This is a genomic window from Candidatus Mesenet endosymbiont of Phosphuga atrata, from assembly GCF_964020175.1.
GTDB lineage: Bacteria > Pseudomonadota > Alphaproteobacteria > Rickettsiales > Anaplasmataceae > Mesenet.
In genome coordinates this window covers 1,027,700-1,048,491 of sequence record NZ_OZ026541.1, presented here as the reverse complement: position 1 = coordinate 1,048,491, position 20,792 = coordinate 1,027,700, and the positions used below count along the sequence as shown (strand labels likewise).

At 31.9% G+C, this 20,792-nt stretch carries 18 protein-coding genes and 1 pseudogene; 7 read left to right on the top strand and 12 right to left on the bottom strand.

All coding sequences use genetic code 11. The annotated features are described in order from the left end of the window. The first annotated feature begins 445 nt into the window (after positions 1–445). Complete coding sequence (locus tag AACL09_RS06510; RefSeq protein ID WP_410519835.1) at positions 446–556, top strand: hypothetical protein; 111 nt, start codon at positions 446–448, stop codon at positions 554–556. Positions 557–792: 236 nt separating this feature from the next. Continuing rightward, on the top strand, positions 793–1,758 hold the full coding sequence (locus tag AACL09_RS05035) for an Rpn family recombination-promoting nuclease/putative transposase (protein WP_339047481.1): 966 nt from the start codon (positions 793–795) through the stop codon (positions 1,756–1,758). Between the two features lie 464 nt (positions 1,759–2,222). Here the strand turns inward: AACL09_RS05035 and AACL09_RS06505 are convergent, their stop codons facing one another. After that, positions 2,223–2,426, bottom strand: coding sequence for a transposase (locus AACL09_RS06505; RefSeq protein ID WP_410519794.1), 204 nt, complete (start codon positions 2,424–2,426; stop codon positions 2,223–2,225). Positions 2,427–2,519: 93 nt separating this feature from the next. Then, positions 2,520–2,753, bottom strand: a complete 234-nt coding sequence (locus AACL09_RS06500) for a hypothetical protein (RefSeq protein WP_410519796.1) — start codon at positions 2,751–2,753, stop codon at positions 2,520–2,522. Between the two features lie 213 nt (positions 2,754–2,966). Between AACL09_RS06500 and AACL09_RS06495 the strand changes: the two are divergent. Further along, a pseudogene (locus AACL09_RS06495) lies at positions 2,967–3,167 on the top strand (IS481 family transposase); the annotation flags it as partial. Between the two features lie 220 nt (positions 3,168–3,387). On the opposite strand, the gene AACL09_RS05025 reads toward AACL09_RS06495, so the two are convergent. From AACL09_RS05025 to AACL09_RS04990, 8 genes are all read right to left on the bottom strand, one after another. Further along, positions 3,388–3,597 carry a hypothetical protein gene (locus AACL09_RS05025; protein WP_339047287.1) on the bottom strand — a complete coding sequence of 70 codons (210 nt, stop codon included), beginning with the start codon at positions 3,595–3,597 and terminating at the stop codon, positions 3,388–3,390. Between the two features lie 345 nt (positions 3,598–3,942). Then, the gene (locus AACL09_RS05020; RefSeq protein ID WP_339047285.1) at positions 3,943–4,092 is read right to left on the bottom strand and encodes a hypothetical protein; all 150 of its coding nucleotides are present in this window, start codon (positions 4,090–4,092) and stop codon (positions 3,943–3,945) included. Positions 4,093–4,860: 768 nt separating this feature from the next. Further along, a complete protein-coding gene (gene zapE, locus AACL09_RS05015) occupies positions 4,861–5,841 on the bottom strand; it encodes a cell division protein ZapE (RefSeq protein WP_339047479.1) in 981 nt (326 codons plus the stop codon). Between the two features lie 43 nt (positions 5,842–5,884). Beyond that, entirely contained in the window at positions 5,885–8,323 is a 2,439-nt protein-coding gene (gene lon, locus AACL09_RS05010; RefSeq protein WP_339047477.1) for an endopeptidase La, read from the bottom strand. 24 nt (positions 8,324–8,347) lie between these two features. Beyond that, positions 8,348–9,601, bottom strand: a complete 1,254-nt coding sequence (gene clpX / locus AACL09_RS05005) for an ATP-dependent Clp protease ATP-binding subunit ClpX (RefSeq protein WP_339047475.1) — start codon at positions 9,599–9,601, stop codon at positions 8,348–8,350. A gap of 5 nt (positions 9,602–9,606) precedes the next feature. Then, a complete protein-coding gene (gene clpP / locus AACL09_RS05000) occupies positions 9,607–10,230 on the bottom strand; it encodes an ATP-dependent Clp endopeptidase proteolytic subunit ClpP (protein ID WP_339047473.1) in 624 nt (207 codons plus the stop codon). Between the two features lie 15 nt (positions 10,231–10,245). After that, positions 10,246–11,559, bottom strand: a complete 1,314-nt coding sequence (tig, locus tag AACL09_RS04995) for a trigger factor (protein WP_339047471.1) — start codon at positions 11,557–11,559, stop codon at positions 10,246–10,248. Between the two features lie 553 nt (positions 11,560–12,112). Then, positions 12,113–13,618 (bottom strand): YifB family Mg chelatase-like AAA ATPase, encoded by a 1,506-nt coding sequence (locus tag AACL09_RS04990; RefSeq protein ID WP_339047469.1) that lies wholly within the window; start codon positions 13,616–13,618, stop codon positions 12,113–12,115. A 168-nt stretch (positions 13,619–13,786) separates the two neighbouring features. On the opposite strand from AACL09_RS04990, the gene AACL09_RS04985 reads away from it, so the two are divergent. The 4 genes from AACL09_RS04985 (at position 13,787) to AACL09_RS04970 (ending at position 18,732) form a co-directional block, all read left to right on the top strand. Beyond that, on the top strand, positions 13,787–16,648 hold the full coding sequence (locus tag AACL09_RS04985; RefSeq protein ID WP_339047467.1) for a hypothetical protein: 2,862 nt from the start codon (positions 13,787–13,789) through the stop codon (positions 16,646–16,648). Positions 16,649–16,721: 73 nt separating this feature from the next. Next, positions 16,722–17,531: a hypothetical protein gene (locus AACL09_RS04980; protein ID WP_339047465.1), complete on the top strand. Its 810-nt coding sequence runs from the start codon at positions 16,722–16,724 to the stop codon at positions 17,529–17,531. Between the two features lie 113 nt (positions 17,532–17,644). Next, positions 17,645–17,860, top strand: coding sequence for a 50S ribosomal protein L31 (gene rpmE, locus AACL09_RS04975; RefSeq protein ID WP_339047463.1), 216 nt, complete (start codon positions 17,645–17,647; stop codon positions 17,858–17,860). A gap of 50 nt (positions 17,861–17,910) precedes the next feature. Then, the gene (locus AACL09_RS04970; RefSeq protein WP_339047461.1) at positions 17,911–18,732 is read left to right on the top strand and encodes an NAD kinase; all 822 of its coding nucleotides are present in this window, start codon (positions 17,911–17,913) and stop codon (positions 18,730–18,732) included. Between the two features lie 34 nt (positions 18,733–18,766). Here the strand turns inward: AACL09_RS04970 and AACL09_RS04965 are convergent, their stop codons facing one another. Beyond that, positions 18,767–18,997 (bottom strand): HU family DNA-binding protein, encoded by a 231-nt coding sequence (locus tag AACL09_RS04965; RefSeq protein WP_339047459.1) that lies wholly within the window; start codon positions 18,995–18,997, stop codon positions 18,767–18,769. A gap of 96 nt (positions 18,998–19,093) precedes the next feature. Beyond that, a complete protein-coding gene (locus AACL09_RS04960; RefSeq protein ID WP_339047457.1) occupies positions 19,094–20,785 on the bottom strand; it encodes a 30S ribosomal protein S1 in 1,692 nt (563 codons plus the stop codon). Positions 20,786–20,792 lie beyond the last annotated feature (7 nt).

The following is a 20,792-nucleotide window of genomic DNA, read 5'->3' as shown; positions in this document are numbered from 1 at the left end:
AAAGAGTATTGCTCTTAAACATTTCTCTTGCTAAATATTAATACTATCCTAACCCTGAAGAGTACATGTTTTAGTGTATAATGCTCTATAGAGGTCAGTATGGGGATTGATAAATGCTATTGCGAGAAAGAAGGTAAATATATTAATTATACCCTCTGGTTAACAGTATATTTGGTTTAAAACTGTTTCATCTGGCTGCTAAACATAACTGGAAAAAGAATTTTTAGTAAAAAAAGGTATTAAGAGAGATAGAAATGGCTTTATTAGTAAAAATAGCCATTTAAATATTCTTTTGCTTAATGGTGCTAAAAAAATATTTTACACTATTCTATTAAACCTGGCTATGAAGAAATTGTTGATAAAAAATGGTGCAGATATGAGGACTGCTGGGGAAATACTCTCATAAAAAGTGGTGGATATGTTGATGCGATAGATAAAGATTTAACTGCACATTGCAGTTTTAAATAATTGTGAAAACGTTGTAGAGATTCTATTACAAAATAATGCTAATGTTAATGCTCATGGAGAATACGATTCTACATCTTGCCGTAATTAAAAAAGAATCGTTGAATTCTTACTAAGCAAATATTTATTTAGAATGACAGCTTTGGATATAGCTCAAAAAATAAAGAGATTATACAATTGTTGCTCAGTTATGGTACTGCTTTTGAACACAGTTTGGTTTCAACTGAGTCTATAGAGGAAGAATAAAACATCTAAAGAAGTTGCTAAAAGTAAAAATATAGTATATAATTTATAGTTAATTTCTTATCGTTTTACTTCTTATAAGTTATGGCTCTCTCTAAGTTTCTCGATGCACGCAATGATATCGCCTTTAAAAGGATATTCGGCACTGAAAAGAATAAAGATATTCTCATTCACTTTCTCAATGATATCTTAGGTTTTACTGGTTTAGGTGCAATTTTAGAAGTTGAATTCTTAACTACTGTTTTAGATCCTGAGATTGCTTCAAAAAAGCAAAGTATTGTTGATATTTTGTGTAAGGATTCTCAAGGCTTAAGGTATATTGTCGAAATGCAATTCACTAAAACCAAAGGCTTTGAAAAACGTGCCCAATATTATGCTGCTAAAGCCTATTCAGGTCAAGCTGATCAAGGAGATGAGTACCATAATCTCAAGGAAATTATCTTTATAGCTGTTGCTGATTGTATTATTTTTCCAGATAAGGCTGAGTACAAATCAAATCATGTTATTTTGGATAAGGATAGCTTTGAGCATGACTTAAAGGATTTTTACTTTGTATTCATAGAACTACCAAAATTCAAGAAAACCAAAGAAGATCAACTGGATAATGTAGTAGAAAAGTGGTGTTATTTCTTTAAATATGCAGCGGAAACAAGAGAGGAGGACTTAGATAAAATAGTTGGTAGTGACGTAATAATAAAACGTGCTTATGAAGAGATGAATAAGTTTAATTGGTCAGAAGAAGAGTTATTAGCTTATGAGCAAAGGAAAAAACGTCTCATGGATGAGATTGCTGCTCTAGCTGAAAAATTCGATGAAGGTCTTAAGGTCGGTCATGAACAAGGCATCCAAATCGGTCAAGAAAAGGGCATCCAAATCGGTACTCTCCAAGGGAAAATTGAAGGGAAAATTGAAGGGAAAATTGAAGGGAAAATTGAAGGGAAAATTGAAGTGGCAAAAACAATGCTGGCTAATAATGTTGATGTCAATACTATTGTCAAGTTTACTGGCTTATCTTTAGATGAGATCAAAAAATTACAGGTGGTTAAATAGGTACAAGATTAATTTTATGTCAGTTTAGTAATGCTCCTCTGCTATTGCATTAGATCCTTGAGTTAAATGGGGAGTGTTCAACAAACTGTGTCAAACCATATTTTAATTCAACTGAATTTTCAATCTATTAGGAAAGAAAATATCAAGTTGAGAGATAGTTAAAGCCCAATTTGGTATAGTCCAATTTTGCTCTACCTTTTTTATAGCACAATATACCTGCTTGTACAAAGCATTTGTACTGGTAAAAGAGCCCTTGGTTTTAGTGAATTTCCTGATTTGCCTATTTCAATTGGATTGGTAGTAGCCTCCTAACAGGATCTGAGTACTTAAAATAGCCAGTTTCCCAATTATTTTGCCATGATTTCACTACCATGGAAATTCCCATTTTTCTTCCAGCTCAAATTTTCAGCTATTTCTCTATTTGAAGCTTTTCTTCAAATCATTCATTTTGCTGGATACATATTTTAGTTTATCTGATGCATTATACACAATTGCACTTCTGCGTTGGGAAATACGTTGTTTATGGAAAGCTTTTTAGTCCATCTACACAGGCAACGATTCCACACTTTGAGATCATTTAATACACTAAGCCAGAACTCACTATCAGCCAGATAAAAGCCCAATACTTCTTTTCTGCCATTTTGATCTATACCTAGTATGTTATACATACATTTACTTACGCATCCTCTTTGACTTTAAAAAACATATGAATACTATTGGATATACAGATTGCAGTTACGCCATTCGTTGGTAGTAATTTGTCATTGATATTTCTGCTGCCGATATCTTGTGGTCATAAATTTCTTCAATATGCGATCTTTGTAACTCATACCGCTGGCAAACATACTAAGAATTTTTGCTTCAAGTTCAGGATGTCTGTCTTTTTTTTGTGGCTCAAAACTTCCATCCCTATCTCGAAAGCTCAAATGAGTCTGCATCTGTATATATAGTCTTTGAACTTTTGCCATTCCTATGATTATTTTCTTCATCTTCATTTGATAGGTATTTCACCTTCTAAACTAGCCTCTAGTAACTTTTTGATTAGCAGTTCCTCCTTTTCCAGTTAGTTTCTCGGATGGACGATAATATGTTGTTTTCTAACTCTTTATAGTCTACTAATCCACTGTTTTTATTCGATGTTTTTTCGTTCATTCCATGTTTTATATTAATATTTTTCTTGTTTGACACAGTTTGTTGAACACTCCCATAGAGGTACAGAATATTGCGTGAAATTATCAGCTTTATTTAGGCATATCGATCATTCTAGAACCAAAACCCACTCTCCACAGACCAATGCTTCACAAAACTATGCAAATCATCTTTAGAAATATAGTTCTTTGGAAGATCTGCAGATTGATGTTGGTTGCGTTCTTACAACGAAACAATCAGACAAATATTGCTACGGCCAATGCAAACTTTTCTTGATATATTGCTTTTTAGAAAAATATTAAATCAGGATTCTGATAGTATATTTAAATTCTTCTGTCAGTTAATTCGTCACTGTCAGTTCAAATCTTATTTAATACAACTAATACGAAGTCTTAGCTTCATCCTCTGTTCTTGCTTATCGCTTCCATCGGCATTACTATCTTTACTTTCAATAAAATTATACCTATATTCCTTTAGTGTTTATTGATAACAAAATTCTTTTCTATCAATTAGCATCCTATGCATAATTACTGACAACTTCCGCGCTACAGCAACAATTGCTTTCTTCATACCTTTCTTTTTTGCTAATCCCCAGCTTTTTAACTTAAATTTTCTCTTACATCTTGTCAGCAAGGATTGCGCAGCCTCATATAGCATACTTCTGCACTCCATTGTTTGATATACTTCCATGTCGATCAATCTCCCCAGAAGCATACTGTCTTGGGCTCAATCCCATATATGCTCCAACTGTATAAGATGTTTCAAACCTATGTGTATTGCAGCTTTGTATGTCATTGCTACTATAATACCAACCCCTGGGCTAATAATTTTTATCTTTTTTGCACTTTTCTGAAAGTAATTTATCAAATTGATTCTTCTATTGTTTCTAAGCTATGTACTAATGCTTCAATTGAGTTTTTGCTAACTTCATCTAGATCATTTCTTCTATTTTTAAAGAAAAGCTTTCAAATTTTAATCCTCGACCAACCGTATATCTTCAATTTATTGTTCCAATAATCTGCTGTTTGCTACATGTTAACTGTCTTCTGCTTCCAAGTTGATTTGGTAAGATTTATCTGATTTTACTAATACTTCTCTGTACAACCCAACCCTCATCATTTGAGCTATACCCCTTGCATCTACACAAATCACTGGTAATCCAAAATCCCTTAACTCTTTACACATTGATATTGACAACTTTCTATCCCTATGGATTCTTATTTTTTGCCTTGACTTAGCAAGTTCTCTGCTATTGCTTTACTTTTTCTTGCAACAACTTCTTCCTTAACAACTTTTCCTTTCTCATCAACGATACTTATAAAAGTTTCTTTGAGTGAGACATCTAACCCAATATAATATTTTATGAGACTACTCCTACTTTAAAAGTTTAAATTATTTTTGCAGAACTAATTCTATCGAATTTCTTACTTCTCTCTAAAATATTCTATCTCCTTTTTTCAATAGCTATTACAGTATGTCTAATATTTGCATCTCATCTCTTTAAATTAGAATTTATATCTTGTCTATTTTATATTAGTAATCCCCTGTTTTTATTCGATGTTTTTTCGTTCATTCCTCCTTTTTTATATTATTTATATTCGGTTTGACTTGGTTTGTTGAACTTCTTCTCTTTGCACTAATTTGCTAAATATAGAAACATATATATGGACATGATTTGATGTAATTTTTCCCCTGATTTCTACATACCTCTTGTACTACATCTTTGGTTCTATACCCTCTACCAACACTGGATATCTATATTTCATACTATATGATATATATACCGAATGGCTGCTTTTCCTCTAATATCTCCTCAAACTTACTATCAGCTATCATATACTTGAAAGCAATCCCAAATCTGGGACAATAAACAATAACTTAGAGAATTCTATTAAACAAATTTTCTTTTTTACTATAGAAAGCAATTTATACTTATTTTTAAGTTTAATATTTTTAAATTATTGAGCACATTTCAATTAAACGTGAAACTGTCATTTTTAAATCCTGAGAATATTGATTTATATTACTCAGTCCAATTGCAGAAGAACAAAAAAGCTTAACCTTGTATTCATATAGCTCATCTATTAATGCTGTAAACCTTTTTGCTTCATTTTGATTGCTAAAATCAAAGGCGGGAATATTAGAAATAAAAATTGTATGGCAAGACTGTGCTATCTTCTTATATTCAGCAGTCCAAATTGCCTTTTCACATAGTTCAGCAAACTCAAACCATAATATCTCCTCGTAAGCTCGTTTAATTTTAATTTTTATGTGATTAACAAAAAAATTAGAGGTGTCTATCTCTTTTTTATTATGAGTTAAGTCTGCAAAAGTGCCAGCTAAAGCTTCGTCTGCACCTTGCTCAAAAAAATAATTATGAGCTTTGCCCTTTAGAATTCTATAATCTTGCTTACCATCTAAACACATAATATGCATGTTTTTTTTTATCAAATCTATTGCTGGGGTGAATAATTCACGTTTCAGCCCATCACAATACAAATCATCTGGAGAATAATTTGATGTTATAAGAAAGATTACTCTGTTTGTGAATAAAGCACAAAATAAGCGATATAATATCATGGCATCACCAATATCATGTACTTGCATCTCATCGAGAAGAAATAATCTAACTTTTTTAGCAATACTTTTAGCAACTTCATTCAGTGGCGATTTAGTAGATGTGCTGCGCAGTTTATGAAGATGCTCGTGTATGTCTTGCATGAAAGTATTAAAGTGCAACCTGTGCTTTTTAGTAATACCGCAATTTTCATAATAAATATTCATTATTGTAGATTTACCACGCCCTACATGGCCATAAAGGTATAAGCCTAGCTTATTTTTGGAAAAAAAATTATAGTTACTAGAAAATTCTTCAAGCAGCTTTAACACATCGAGCTGCATATTATCGTATTTAATTCCACCTTTTTCAACCATTGAGTAATATGTGGAAATAATATTAGGCTTTTTGCAATACAAACTAATGCTTAAGTGATTTGGTAGAAGAAAAATTATTACTTTCTTTTTGTAGTGGAAGATTCTTTTCTTGTTCTATGAATTCATCTGCAATAATTGGAGTAGGTGTTGCAGTCAAAGCAGCGAAAATTACTTCATCAACATTTTTAACAAAAATAAGCTTCAGCCCTTCTTTTATATTACTTGGCAACTCTTCAATATCTTTTTCATTTTGCTTTGGAAGAATAACAGTATTAATTCCTACTCTGAGAGCAGCTAATAATTTTTCTTTAAGCCCGCCAATTGCAAGAACACGGCCACGTAGAGTAACTTCACCAGTCATAGCAACGACTCTATTAACTGGTATTTTAGTCATAAGTGAAACAATAGATGTACAGATTGCAATTCCAGCAGAAGGACCATCTTTAGGCGTTGCACCTTCAGGAACATGTAAATGTATATCATTGGTTTGAAATTGCTTAGATTTTATACCAAATTTTAAACAACATGACCTTATATAGCTATATGCAGCCTTTATAGATTCTTGCATAACTTCACCTAATTTCCCTGTATACTTTATTTCCCCTTTGCCTGGCATTAGAACTGACTCTATAGCTAAAATATCTCCACCACTTTCAGTATACGCAAGCCCAGTTGTTACACCGATTAGATTTTCTTCTTCTACATCACCATAGCGAAACTTATGTACTCCTAAATAATCCTTTAGGTTAGCAACATTTACAGCAACTTGCTGAGTTTTTTTAGTTGATATTTCTACAATGGCTTTTCTCATTAGTGCAGAAAGCTTTTCTTTTAAATTACGAATTCCACTTTCACGTGTATATAAGCGAATTGTTTTACGTAAAGCATCATCAGATATCTCCCATTCTTTTTCATATAAACCGTGCTCTTTAGTGAGTTTCGGAATAAGATGATTTTTTGTAATTTCCACTTTTTCGTCTTCTGTATAACCAGATAATTCTATTATTTCCATTCTATCGATCAGAGGTGGAGGAAGATTTAAAGTATTAGCAGTAGCAATAAACATCACATTTGAAAGATCAAACTCAACCTCCATATAATGATCAACGAAATGTTTATTATGTTCTGGGTCTAAAACTTCAAGTAAAGCAGAGGCTGGATCACCGCTGAAATCTTTTCCTATCTTATCTATCTCATCTAAGAGAAAAAGAGGATTAGCTGAACCAGCTTTTTTTATACATTGTATAATTCTACCTGGCATAGAAGCTATGTAAGTTCTCCTATGACCACGAATTTCTGACGTATCCTTAACACCATTTAAGGACATACGTACAAATTTTCTACCTATTGCTTGTGCTATAGATTCTGGTAATGACGTTTTTCCAATTCCAGGAGGGCCAACTAAACAGAGTATTTGCCCCTTAAGTTCCTTAACTCGCTCCAATACTGCCAAGAACTCAATTATTCTTTTCTTAACTTTTTCCATGCCATAGTGACTTTGATCTAAGATTTTTGCAGCACTTTCCAAATCAATTTTAGTTTTTGTATATTTTCCCCATGGCAAATCAAGCAGCCAATCAAGATAATTTGCAATTACTGTGGCTTCAGGTAAAGTATTATTCATTTTCTTATATCGCTTTAAATCGCTGATTGCTTTTGCCTTTGCTTCAGCTGATAATTTTGTTGTCTTAACTTTTTTTTCATACTTATCTACTGTATGTTCATTATTTTCTTCGCTATTCTCTAGCTTCTCAGACGTAGCTTTAATCATTTCACTTAAGTAGTACTTTCTTTGTGCTTCTTCAATTTGAGATTTGATTTTTTTATCTAATTCATTTTTTGCATCTAAAATGGCAATCTCTTTCTTAATTAAAAAATATACTAATTCAAGACGCACTTCTATCTTAAAGCACTCAAGTATTCTTTGCTTATCCTCTGTTCTAGCGCTTAAATGTGAAGCTATTTTATCTGCAAGATGGCCTGCATCTTTGATTTGATTAATGGGATCCATACCCTCAAATTGGATTCTCTTGCTAAATTTATTCCAGTTTCTAAACTCACTTAGAATAGATTCCCTTAAAGCTTCAACAGAATCCCTCACTTTATTAGATTTTATCACTACCTCGTCGCTTATGAAGCTTACCTCAGCTTTAAGAAAAGGACTAGAATCAATGTAATTGATAATTTTTGCTCTCTTTTTACCTTTTACTACAATTCTAATTGAACTATCAGGAAGCTTTAGTAATTGCAAGATATCAGCAATTACACCTACCTTATATAAACTCTGAGGTTTGAGATCTTCAACCCCTTCATCAATTTGGGTAATGAGTAAAATTTCACTATCATTTTGCATAGCATAATTTAAGGCATTAACAGATTTTTCTCTACCTACAAATAGGGCGATCGTTTCCTCAGGAAAAACAACTGTATCACGCAGTGCTAGTACTGGCAGCATGATGGTATGTGATGTTTCAGTAGCCATAAGGTTTCCCTATTTTATATAAATTCAACTAGCAATAGCCAAATTTTTCTTAAAAAAAGCAGAATTTGTATATAGATTTACCATTTCCTTGGTAACACATATTTTATTATCTCTTAAGCTTTGATTTGGAATTTCAAACATCAAATCACGCAACAGAGATTCTATAATAGCTCGCAAACCCCTTGCTCCTGTTTTATGCTTCACAGCTTTATCTGCAATTGCAGATAAAGCTTCATCTTGAAATTCAAGTTCTACTCCCTCCATTAGAAACAATTTCTGATATTGTTTTGTTAAAGAATTCCTTGGCTCTACAAGTATCCGAATTAAATCAGCATGACTTAGTTCGTCTAGAATTGTAACGATTGGAATACGGCTCACAAATTCTGGTATTAATCCAAATTTAATTAAATCTTCTGGTTCAACATCATATAGGATATTTTTTGTTTTCTCTGTTAACTTACAGACATTAGCTTCAAATCCCATAATGCTGCCTCGATTTCTGGTTTCTATTATTTTCTCTAAACCATCAAAAGCTCCACCGCATATAAATAATATGTTAGTAGTATCGATTTGCACAAATTCCTGCTGTGGATGTTTCCTACCACCACGAAGGGGAACAGAAGCAACAGTGCCCTCAATAACTTTAAGTAATGCCTGCTGTACTCCCTCACCAGATACATCACGAGTAATAGACATATTTTCAGATTTACGGCTAATCTTATCTATTTCGTCAATATATATTATACCACGTTGCGCTGAATCAATATCATAATTTGCAGCTTGTAGTAGACGAAGTAGTATATTTTCTACATCTTCTCCAACATAACCTGCTTCAGTCAAAGTAGTAGCATCAGATATAGCAAATGGCACTTGTGATAATTGAGCAAGCGTGTTGACTAACAAGGTTTTTCCTGAACCTGTAGGTCCAATTAGCATAACATTTGACTTTGAAACTTTTACATCATTAATAACATCAGTTTGAGCTATACGTTTATAATGATAATAGATAGCAACAGATAAAGCACGCTTTGCATATTCTTGTCCAACAGCATACTCATCAAGAATTTTCTTTATTTCTTTAGGCTTTAACTGAATCTCTCTTTCTTTTTTATTAGAAAATTTATTTTCCTCTTGTAGAATACTAGAACATAAGTTTATACATTCATTACAAATAAATGACGAAGATGACCCTGCTATTAGCTTACGCACTTCATCATGTTTTTTTTTGCAAAAAGAACAATAAAAAGAATCTCTAGAATTTTGATCGTTATTACTCATTGGCTTTAATTAGAATTAATCTTTTCAGGCTTATCATTATTGTCTTCCAATCGCTCAAATATTATTTTATCAATAATTCCAAACTCTTTTGCTTTTTCAGCACTCATAAAGTTATCTCTTTCCATACTTTCCTCAACAACACTTAGTGATTTACCTGTGTGCTTTTCGTATATCTTGTTTAACCTTTTTTTAATTTGCTTAATTTCTTGAGCATGGATCTCTATGTCTGTTGCCTGCCCTTGGAAGCCACCAGAGGGTTGATGAATCATAATACGAGCATTAGGCAAAGACGTGCGCTTACCAGCTGCACCAGCAGCAAGCAATAAAGAACCCATTGATGCAGCTTGACCTATACACAAAGTAGATACTTTTGGCTTAATATACTGCATAGTGTCATATATAGATAAACCAGCAGTTACAATCCCACCAGGAGAATTTATATACATACAAATATCCCCATCAGGATTTTCAGACTCTAAAAATAGAAGTTGAGCAATAATAAGACTAGCCATATTATCCTCTATAGGGCCAACGACAAATATTACTCTCTCTTTGAGTAAACGAGAATATATATCATAAGCACGCTCTCCACGGCTAGTCTGCTCAATAACAATAGGTACAAGATTCATATAACTTCCTACATTTTAAATTGCGTTAAATAACTCTTTTAGTTCTTTTACTGATATAATCTGTTTTTCTTCTTTATTCACTTTTTCCATAATATAGCTTACCACTTTATCTTCAATTGCTTGTCCACTTACCATTTCATAAAATTTTCTATTTGATTTTAGTAATTTTAGCACGTTATCTACCGAAGAATGTTCAGTGACATACTGTTTTAAGATCACATTCAATATGTCTTCATAGTTAACAGATATTTTATTTTCTTGAGCACATCTCATAAACAGCAAACCTAATTTGACACGTTTTTTAGCCTCTGAGGTATAATCTATTATACTATCCTTATCCTTTAATTTTTGTATTTTTTCTTGCTCTTGCCCAACTATTGTGTTTGGCAATTCAAAATCATAACTTTTATCTATCTGGTAAAACAAATCTTTTCTCATCACCATTAATTTCATGTGATTGCATTCAAGATTAATTTTTTCAGCTATATAATTAGTGAATTTTGTGATATCTTCAAACCCGTTGTTTTTCGCTAACTCATCATCTTTATCTAAAGAAGTACGCACTAAAACATCTTTAACTTCTACATGAAAACCAGCTTCCTTGCCTGCGAGAGAGATAATTTTATAATCTTCAGGAAACTTTAACGTAAAATTTTTAGTTTCTCCTTTTTTCATGCCAATTAAGTTGTGGCTAAAATCAGATAAAAGTTGACTGCTACCAACATCAGCAACAAAATTCTTAGCATTACCACCCTTAAATAACTTACCTCTTATCTGTCCTTCAAAATCAATAGTAATCCGATCTCCATCAACTACCTTATGACCACTAGCTGCAGAAACGAAATTATAAGACTTACTTTTAATTGAGGAGATAAATTCCTTTATGTCGCTATCTTCTATTTTTACTTCTAATGATTTGATACTTATTATACTTGGATCTATTAGAGGCGCCTCAGGCATGACCTCTAAAGATAACTTATAAATCAGGTCTTTTTGCTCATTTAAATCTGGTGCAGAGACTACTTCAATATTTGAAGAAACTAAGGAATCAAATTTATTTTTCTTAATACAATCATCGGCACATTTATTGATTATATCTCTTATCACTTCTTGTTTAGCTTCTTCACCATAATTTTTAACGATGATATGATGTGGTACTTTACCTACTCTAAAGCCGGATAATTTTGCATATTTAGAAATTTCTGATAATTTATCGTCTAATTGACTTTCTATATATTTATTATCTACAGTAATTTCATACTTTTGCTCTAATCCCTCTTTATGTATCTCTTTGCAAAAATAAAAACTATCACACAAAACATCAGACATTACTAAACCTGCTCAAATGAACCTTTAAATTATAAATGATGAATATAAATTTTGTTTAACTTATACTTACTATACTACTTATAAAGTAATAATCAACCATATTAGGCAAAGTTGATGTTCTATTTATAAAATAGCTAGACATTTAACTTACTACTTCTAGATATCAAGAACACTGAAAAAGCAAAACTTAGCGTTATTAAAAGAACTTGCTTAGTGAAATTTAACAAAAAATATAATGGCAGCGCTTTAAAATCTAGAAAAAAGAATCAGTATCCTATGGAAATGGTATGATCTTTGAAAGAACACCTGTTTGAGCAACACCAATTTTGCTACCTTTGATATTCCTATAAATCCAAAAATCAGTGAAGGAACTGAAATCTTTCACACCGACTTTAACGAACCCATTGCTTAAAAACAGGACCCTGTTTAACTTCATGCTGTTGATCTGCTTTTTTTATCAGCCTATTATGAGAAATGCTATAATTTGAAATAAGCTATAAAAATTCATGAAATTGCTTAAAGATAAAATAAGTAATAAATTTTGTTAAATTTTTTATTTTAACCGATAAGTTAAAGCCTCAGCTATATGGTTTTTCTTTACTTGCTTACTGTTTGCTAGGTCCACTATTGTTCTTGCAACTTTTAAAATACGAGTATAGCTTCTTATAGATATATGGTTTGCTTTTAAAACGTGCTCTAGAAGGCTCATTCCTGCTGTATCGGGAAGAGCAAACTCTTCTAAAGCGTTACCGCCTATTTCTGCATTAGACTTAAAATTTAAATTAGCGTATCGCTGTGTCTGTATTTCTCTTGCTGCAAGTACTCTATTTTTGATAACTTCTGTGCTTTCGCACTTATCTTTGGCATTATAAGAGAGTATATTGATATTTGGTACTTCAACGTGTATATCAATTCTATCTAATAGTGGACCTGATATCTTGTTTTTATAATCTATGCCGCATTTAGGTGCTCTACCACACGACCTCTTTGTATCACCTAAGTATCCACAACGGCAAGGATTCATTGCAGCAACAAGTTGGAAATTTGTAGGATAAGTTACATGAGCATTTGCTCTAGCAATAGTAACACTTTTATCTTCTAATGGTTGACGCAAAGAATCAAGTACGGCTCTTGGAAACTCTGGTAATTCATCAAGAAACAAAACGCCGTTGTGTGCCATTGAAATTTCTCCAGGTTTAGCAGTTTTTCCACCACCAACCATTGCTGCAATGGAACATGAATGATGTGGTTCGCGAAAAGGACGGCGTATATTTAGAGTTCCATTAAAATTTTTAGTTATGCTGGAAATGACATTAACATCCATAATCTCTGAATCACTTAAATTAGGCAAGATATCAATAAATCGTTTAGCTAACATGGACTTACCTGTGCCAGGTGGACCAACCATTAATATGTTATGTCCACCTGCTGCAGCAATTTCAATTGCTCTCTTTGCAACTGCTTGACCTTTGACATCTTTCATATCGTGTGTAGTGATTTTATCGTTTGAAAGATCTTGCGTTCTATTGCAAACCAAAGGGATAATGGGCTTATGTGCAGAGAAATGGCTTATCAGTTCAGTTAGATTTTTGATAGCTAAAATTGAAATTCCCTTAGCCCAAATAGCTTCTAAGCCATTTTCTTTTGGACAAATCAGCCCCTTACCATCCTTTTTAGCGTAGATTGCTGTTGGTAAGGTTCCAGAGACAGGCATTATTCCACCGTCTAAGGCAAGTTCGCCTATGACAACATAATGATCAATGCTTCCCATCGGTATTGTTCCTATTACGACGAGTAATCCCATAGCAATAGCTAAATCATAGTGACTGCCTTCTTTTAGTAAATCTGCAGGGGAGAGGTTTACAGTGATTCTTTTAGGTGGCAGAGATAGATTTATTGAATTTAATGCTGCTCTGACTCGCTCTTTTGATTCAGCTACCGTTTTATCTGGCAATCCGACAATATTAAAAGCAGGAATGCCATTGGCAATATGAACTTGAACATTAACGTTTGTTGCATGGATTCCTTGTAGCGCTATGGTATTGACGTATGCTATCACAATAGTTAAATATATATAATATAACTATTTTAGTAAAAATTTTTATTATATCAAGCTCGATAAAAATCCCTAAAATTCAATTTTAACTAGTATAAGGGGAAAATTAATATCTCTAAAGTAGAAGATATTTTATTAAAAACACTTTTAGATATATGAAATGGAGGAGTTATGAGATCTGCGAATGTTAAGTCACTTACGAGAACTAAGATATTCAGTGAAGACAACATAAAAATAAAAGTACACTATGACGATTTATCTGGTGAGAAATTGCAAAAGGCTATAGATGAAGTTAAAAATAACTTCAACGGCTTTAAAACTTTACTTGGTCTTAAAAAAGATGGAACCCTTAGCGAACTTCAGCTCTACATATATAATAATGAAGATAGCTACCATAAAAATACTGAATCAACAATGGGTTTTGGTTATTTTTCTCCTAGGTCAGGCAGCATGTATATCTGTCAAACAACCTATGAGCCTGGAGGTATAACTTTGGAATCAGCAATGATGATTGCCCAAAACCAAAGAGTCCTTCCAAAAAGAGATCTAATAGAATTAGATAATAATCTGCAAGTAAATTTATATTATAATAATTTAAGTGATAAACAATTAGAAGCAGCTAAACAACAAATCAGGAATGCTTTTGATGAGTATGAAGAGTTATATGGTATAAAAAAATATGATACTACTAAAACAATAGGCGTCTTTATACATGATAATAGACAGGATTTTCTTAATTATGGATATACATATGCAAATTATTGTGTAAATCAAGTCGATCGGGAAAGTACAAATGTTGCTAATGCATATCACTTTATAGAACATGACAGTTCAAGATCGCTAAGAAAGCAAGTGAGTTTTGCATTGTCTCATTATAATGGAGGACATAGCTTTCATGTATTACCTGATAAAGAAGAAGTAATAGAATTTCCTGACTTTAATATACAAGTAAAGCTAGGTACTAATAGTTTGAATGATGAACAGATAGAAATAACTAAACAAGAGATTATTGATGCTTTAAAATATGTTAAAGTTGATGCTCCTATTGAAATTAAGATAAACAAATTTAATGATTTAGATAATCTTGATGATGACATATTGGTATCTCTTTTAAAAAAAGTGCGTCCTCACGAAAGTTATAATCATGAGTCTGCTAAAAAAGCACTTGAAGATCCAATTATCCAACGTGATATGCCAATACTTTCATCTATTGGTGATGCACTTCAAAAAACTCAAGTACTACTTTCAAATGTAGAAACAGTAAAATTTCCTAGATATAATCTTGAAATTGACCTGTACTATAGGGATTTAGATGAACATCAAATATGGAGAGCTAAACAAGAGATTAAAAATACTATTTATGATTTTAACGAATCATTTGATCTTAAGCCGTCTAATACCGTTCATAAGTCTCGGATTCTATTTTACGATACATGGGATGATTATGCTAATTACACAGGAGCAACACATGGTGGCCATGCTGATGGTACTAATGCATTTTGCTCTCTAACGTATGGGTATGGTGTATTGCGACACGAATTTATGCATAACATAGTTAGCTATACTGGAGTGGACAGTGATGGAGCACTTCCTGAACTTTTGAATCATAATATAGTGGGACATATTCAACGTGGTGTTTATCCAACGCGTGATGATGAACTTTATGATGGTGCAAAACATATAGATCAGTATTTGAAGAATTCAAAATTTAATGTTGATGAAAGAGTGTATGTCACTATTGAATTTTTTCAAGAGATGTACCCTGGACTAATTAATAGTATATTTTATGATCGCAAATCTTACGGAAGTGCTTTGGAATTTTTTAAAGCAAAATTTCCAGATATGGTTAGTCATATACCTAGTTCTGATGTGGACTTTTATAAAAATTATGACGAAAAATTGCTCAACAAAATATTTGAAAATAAAGGGGTAAAACAGAAACTTTTAGACTTTATCGAGGTTAAACTTGCAGAAAAAAAATATATAGATGAAGTAAGGGATTTAAATGCATTCCGAGTGCTAAAAGGAGATCATATTGGCACAGATAAAAATACAGATGAAGAATATTATACAGGAATGATAGTTGATGATAGGGGAGAGATTGGTGCTTTTTCTCCAGTAGAATACTCATTTTTAAGAAAAGGAATTAAAGTTTTTAATCATGCAACCCAAGATTCTATAGTTATACCAAAGAAATATCATAATTTAAAATTAGTTAAGGTTGATAGTAACTATAAGCTAGCTTTTTGTGATCAACATGGTAGTGAGTATAGAGATACTCGAGCATGCAAGAATAAAACAAAAGATCTTCTCTACACTGATGATGCAAAAGAAGCATTTACACTTGTAGATTTACATTCTCTTCAAGGTATTACAGGAAAAGAAGAAAATTTGGATAAGATCTTTTCTATTAAACCTACAAACTCAAAATCTATAATATCTATATACGATGATCGTAAGGAAGTAGGCTCATTTATTAATGAAGTTGGTTATGTTAATAGAAACAAGTTCTACTTTAAAGATTCAACTGATTTTAAAACATATGATGAAAATAGGGCTTTAGTTATAGTTACAAAAGAAGATGATGAACATAGACTGTTTCTAGCCGATGGGAATTACATCGATGATGATAATAAACTTTTAAAACAAAGCATTAAGCTAAGTGGCAATGAAATTGATGTTGATGGTACATATTGTAAAGACAGAGAATACGGCCAATTCTTAGAAAGGGAAGATACTTTATTATTTAGATATGGACCTGGGCCTGAGAACGAGAAAACAATAACACTTTCTGATAATTTAGAAGTAAAATTATACTATGATAATTTATCTGATGACGTATTACAGAAAATTATAGATCAAATTAAGGAAGTAGATAGTAAGTATCCTAACCTTAAAGCATTAGTTGAAGATAATGTTAGTAAGCCACTTCAATTTTATATATATGATACTAGAAATAGCTATAGAGCACACACAGGATCAACTAAAGAGCATGGACATTTTGACCATAGTTCAAACACAATAAGATCCTGATGCTGACGATGCGTTTCTAATTGATGCAACGCAGGTTGCACAAAATGAAAGAGTTTTACCAAAAAGAGATACAGTGCAACTAAATGATGATCTGCAAGTAGTTTTGTGCTATAATAAATTAAGTGATAAGGAGTTAAAAGTAATTAAACACAAAATCAAAGATGCTTTTGATGAGTATGAAGAGTTATTTGGTATTGAAGATCACGGCACTAAAACAATAACTTTCTTTTTACATGATAATGAAAAAGACCATAATGATTATGGATATTCGTATGCAAATTATCTTCTAAGGCAATTTGATCTGGATCAGACAAATATTCTTAATGCATATCACCATGTTGGTCATAGTAACATACCAATAAGAACGCAAATTAGTTATGCATTGTCACATCATAATGTAGGCAGGGGTTTAGCAATGTTGCCTGATAGGGAAGAAGTAATGGAACTTCCTGATACTGAAATTCAGGGCAATGAATTAGAGGAAGATGATAGTGACTATGATGATGAATATGTAGGGATGCAGTATAAGATAATAGATGATAGTTTACATATTACGGATAGTGAGACTAATGATACTGTTAAAATACCAAAGCAATTTAAATACTTAAAATTAGAAGAAGATGATGAAGGGGAGTATAAACTTGTTCTATGTGATAAAAAAGGTCATGCTTTGTCTGATAATAAAAAATATGCTAAAATAGATGATAAATATAAGTATATTAACACAAAAGCTGTTAACCTTGATGAAGATATAGAATTTGATGATTATGATGGAGAAGATCTATTCTTTATTCAACCTGATGAAACTAATTCACAAGTAGCAAAAATACTTGATGTTTACGAAGATGAAATAGGTATGTTATCTAATAATGATTTTATTTAAGATACTGATACTCATTATCTAATGGGTTAGCTAGAAGATAAAGTTGTGTAAGGTTATTTAATATTATAATATATAAAGTGGTGCTTTTTAACGTAGTTTATAAGGAGGGTAACATGAAAAAAAATGATATTGACTATCATAAAATTACTGTGGTTATGACCAATGGTGAGAGATTTGAAACACGCTCAACCTATGGTTCAGAGGGGGATGTAGTAACCTTAAGTATTGATCCGCATAATCATCCAGCATGGACTGGAAATTTAGCTGATGCAGTTAAAAAAACTAGCAAGTTAACTAAATTTAAAGATAAGTATGGTGATCTTTTTTAAAAACTTTTTTAAGATTTTCAAAAGTTACAGTTTATATATTCTTTTGTATAATGAATAAATATGAAAAGATAGCTTACGCAGTAGCAGATTCAGTAAAATCGCAACAGATATATAGTTTTCTTAAAAGATCCAGTTTTATTGATATAGAACAGCAAGAATCAACATCTGATATTGACCTTCTTTTAGTCATAGGTGGGGATGGATTTATGTTACATAGTTTACATAATTATGTGATTGGTAATGGTATACCTGTATACGGAATAAGTTATGGCACAGTGGGGTTTTTACTAAATAAACCATTAGAAGAGACAGGGGTTTTACTAAACGATTCTTTAGAAGGAAATTTAGTGCAGCACATAAATAAAGCAGTGCCAACTGAGCTAACCTTGCTGGAAATGGAAGCTACAGATGTGAATGGTCAAGGATACCGTTCTGTTGCTATTAATGAAGTATCGTTATTTAGAAAAACCAATAGAGTGGTTCATATAAAAATAATTATCAATAATAAATTAAGAATGGAAAAACTAGTTGGTGATGGAATAATGCTTTCAACTCCAGCTGGTAGCACTGCATATAATTTTTCTGCTGGTGGTTCTATTTTGCCGCTAAATTCAAATCTTTTTGCTTTAACTCCTATAAATCCATTTAGACCTAGGCGTTGGCGCGGTGCACTACTATCTGATGATGATTTAGTTGAGCTTGAGATTATTGATCCACAAAACCGATCGGTAACTATTGTTTCTGATTATACGGAATTTCATAATATATTAAGAGTAAAAGTTTATAAAAATCTAAATAAGCAGATAATTTTGCTGTTTGATTATGACCATTCTTTAGATGAAAGAATATTTAATGAACAATTTCTATTTTAATAACTTGAAAATGTTGTTAGGTAAACTATATACTTTATTTTAATTTAAATAAATTGTTAATTTGAGCAGATAATTTTTTACTACTACGGAAATAGATTCTTAAGTATTGATTATGTGAACTTGCTGCCTTATCAACCATAAAGTTGCAGCTTTTAATTGAAAATGAACCAAATTCCCTGAGTTCAACATTACCGCCATCTTGAAAACAATCCACAATGGACGAGAAAAAAATGTTGATAATTGTTGCTACATTACTTTTTAACAAAGTTTTTTTTTATGCGCTGAATTAAAGATATTTTTGTTGCCATAACTATTTTAAATTAAAGACTTTCTATAGAGACGCTTATGCACATACCTAGGTCTAAACTTTACAAGACAAACAAACGCTATATGTTCCAACTTCTGTTACTTCAACATCAATTTTTTGCATTGGATTAAATTCTTTATTTTCTGGCAAATTACTACTTTCAATTAAAATAGTCACACCACCTGCAACCTCAACTAATACGTTTTGCTCTTCTATTTTTACAACAGTTGCCTTTAATTTATCGCCTACTTGAATAGTATTTAAAAATCCTTCAAAAGGATCGTATTCAAGCTGTTTTATTCCAAGATTAACCCTAAACTTATTAACGTTAATCCTTAGGATTTTCGCTTTTATTTTATCCCCAACTTTATATTTCCTAATTTCGTCTTTATAATCTTTAGACCAACTTAAATCTGCTGCATTTATAGTACCGTATATATCCTGAAAATCCTCAAACTCAACTATTACACCATATTTTGCAATATCCTTTACTATACAAGTTACTACTAAACCTAAGCTATACTTAGTTACAAACTCTTGTAGTGGATTTTCAATGCACTCTTTTACACTTAAACCCATTTTATGCTGTTCTGCATTAATGCTTAAAACCTTTACACGTACTTCTTGCCCCTTTTTTAATAGTTGGCTTACTAATAATTTGCTTCTTTTCCAAGTTATTTCACTTGAGTGTACTAAACCCTCAATCCCTTGACTAAGCTTAACAAACGCACCATATTCTTCTTGACGATGTGGTATTGATTCTTGTGTGCGTATAGCTATATTAGTCACATACCCTACATGTTCGCTACCAATAGTATATTTTTCTTCAATCCCTTCCCAAGGATCTTTTTCCAGCTGCTTGATACCCAAGGAAATTCTACCTTTTTCCCTATCAATCTTTATAATCTTAGCTTTAACATTTTGACCAAGTGAAAAAAATGCTGGAAGATAGGGACGTGATGAACGGCACCAAGTCACATCTGTTTTATATAATAACCCATCTATTATACCTATTTCATTAGATTCATGAATTCTTATAAATGCACCATAACTTGCTATACTTTTTATTTTTCCTTCTACAATATCGCCTTCATTCAATCCTTCTAAGAATTTTGCCTTTACTTCTGCATAAGCAGCTTCCAAAATTCTCTTTCTTGATATTACAATATTTGCTTGAGCTCTATCCATCTTTTCTATTAAAAACTTTTGCTTTGTTCCAATTAAAAATTGAAAATCATCAATTTGTTTTACATCTACTTGGCTATTGGGTAAAAAAGCTACCAAACCGTCTATATCTACAGAAAAACCACACTTAATCTGCCTTGTAATTACCCCTTCAACTTCTTGGCCTGTTTTAGAAGCTTCTTCCAACCTTTCCCATAATTCTATGCGTAAGGCTTTCTCTCGACTAAGAATAACATTTCCATTACGCCCTTCTATTTTCTCTAAATATACCCTAACTTTAGAACCAATTATTACCTCTGATGGTAAGCTATCTTTTACATAAAACTCTTTAATTGGTACCCTTCCTTCAGATTTTAGATTAGCATCAATTATAAAATCCTCATTTTCAATCTTAACAATTCTACCTTCTACTATTTTACCTTCTTGTATTTTATTTTCTAAAAGAGACCCAAGCAAACCTTCAAAATCATAACTTGACTCTTCGTTATTTAATATACTCTCATCTATGAATTTGTTGGATAATAATTTATTAATATATATTGTAGGTTTTAACCTGTTCATTTAAAAT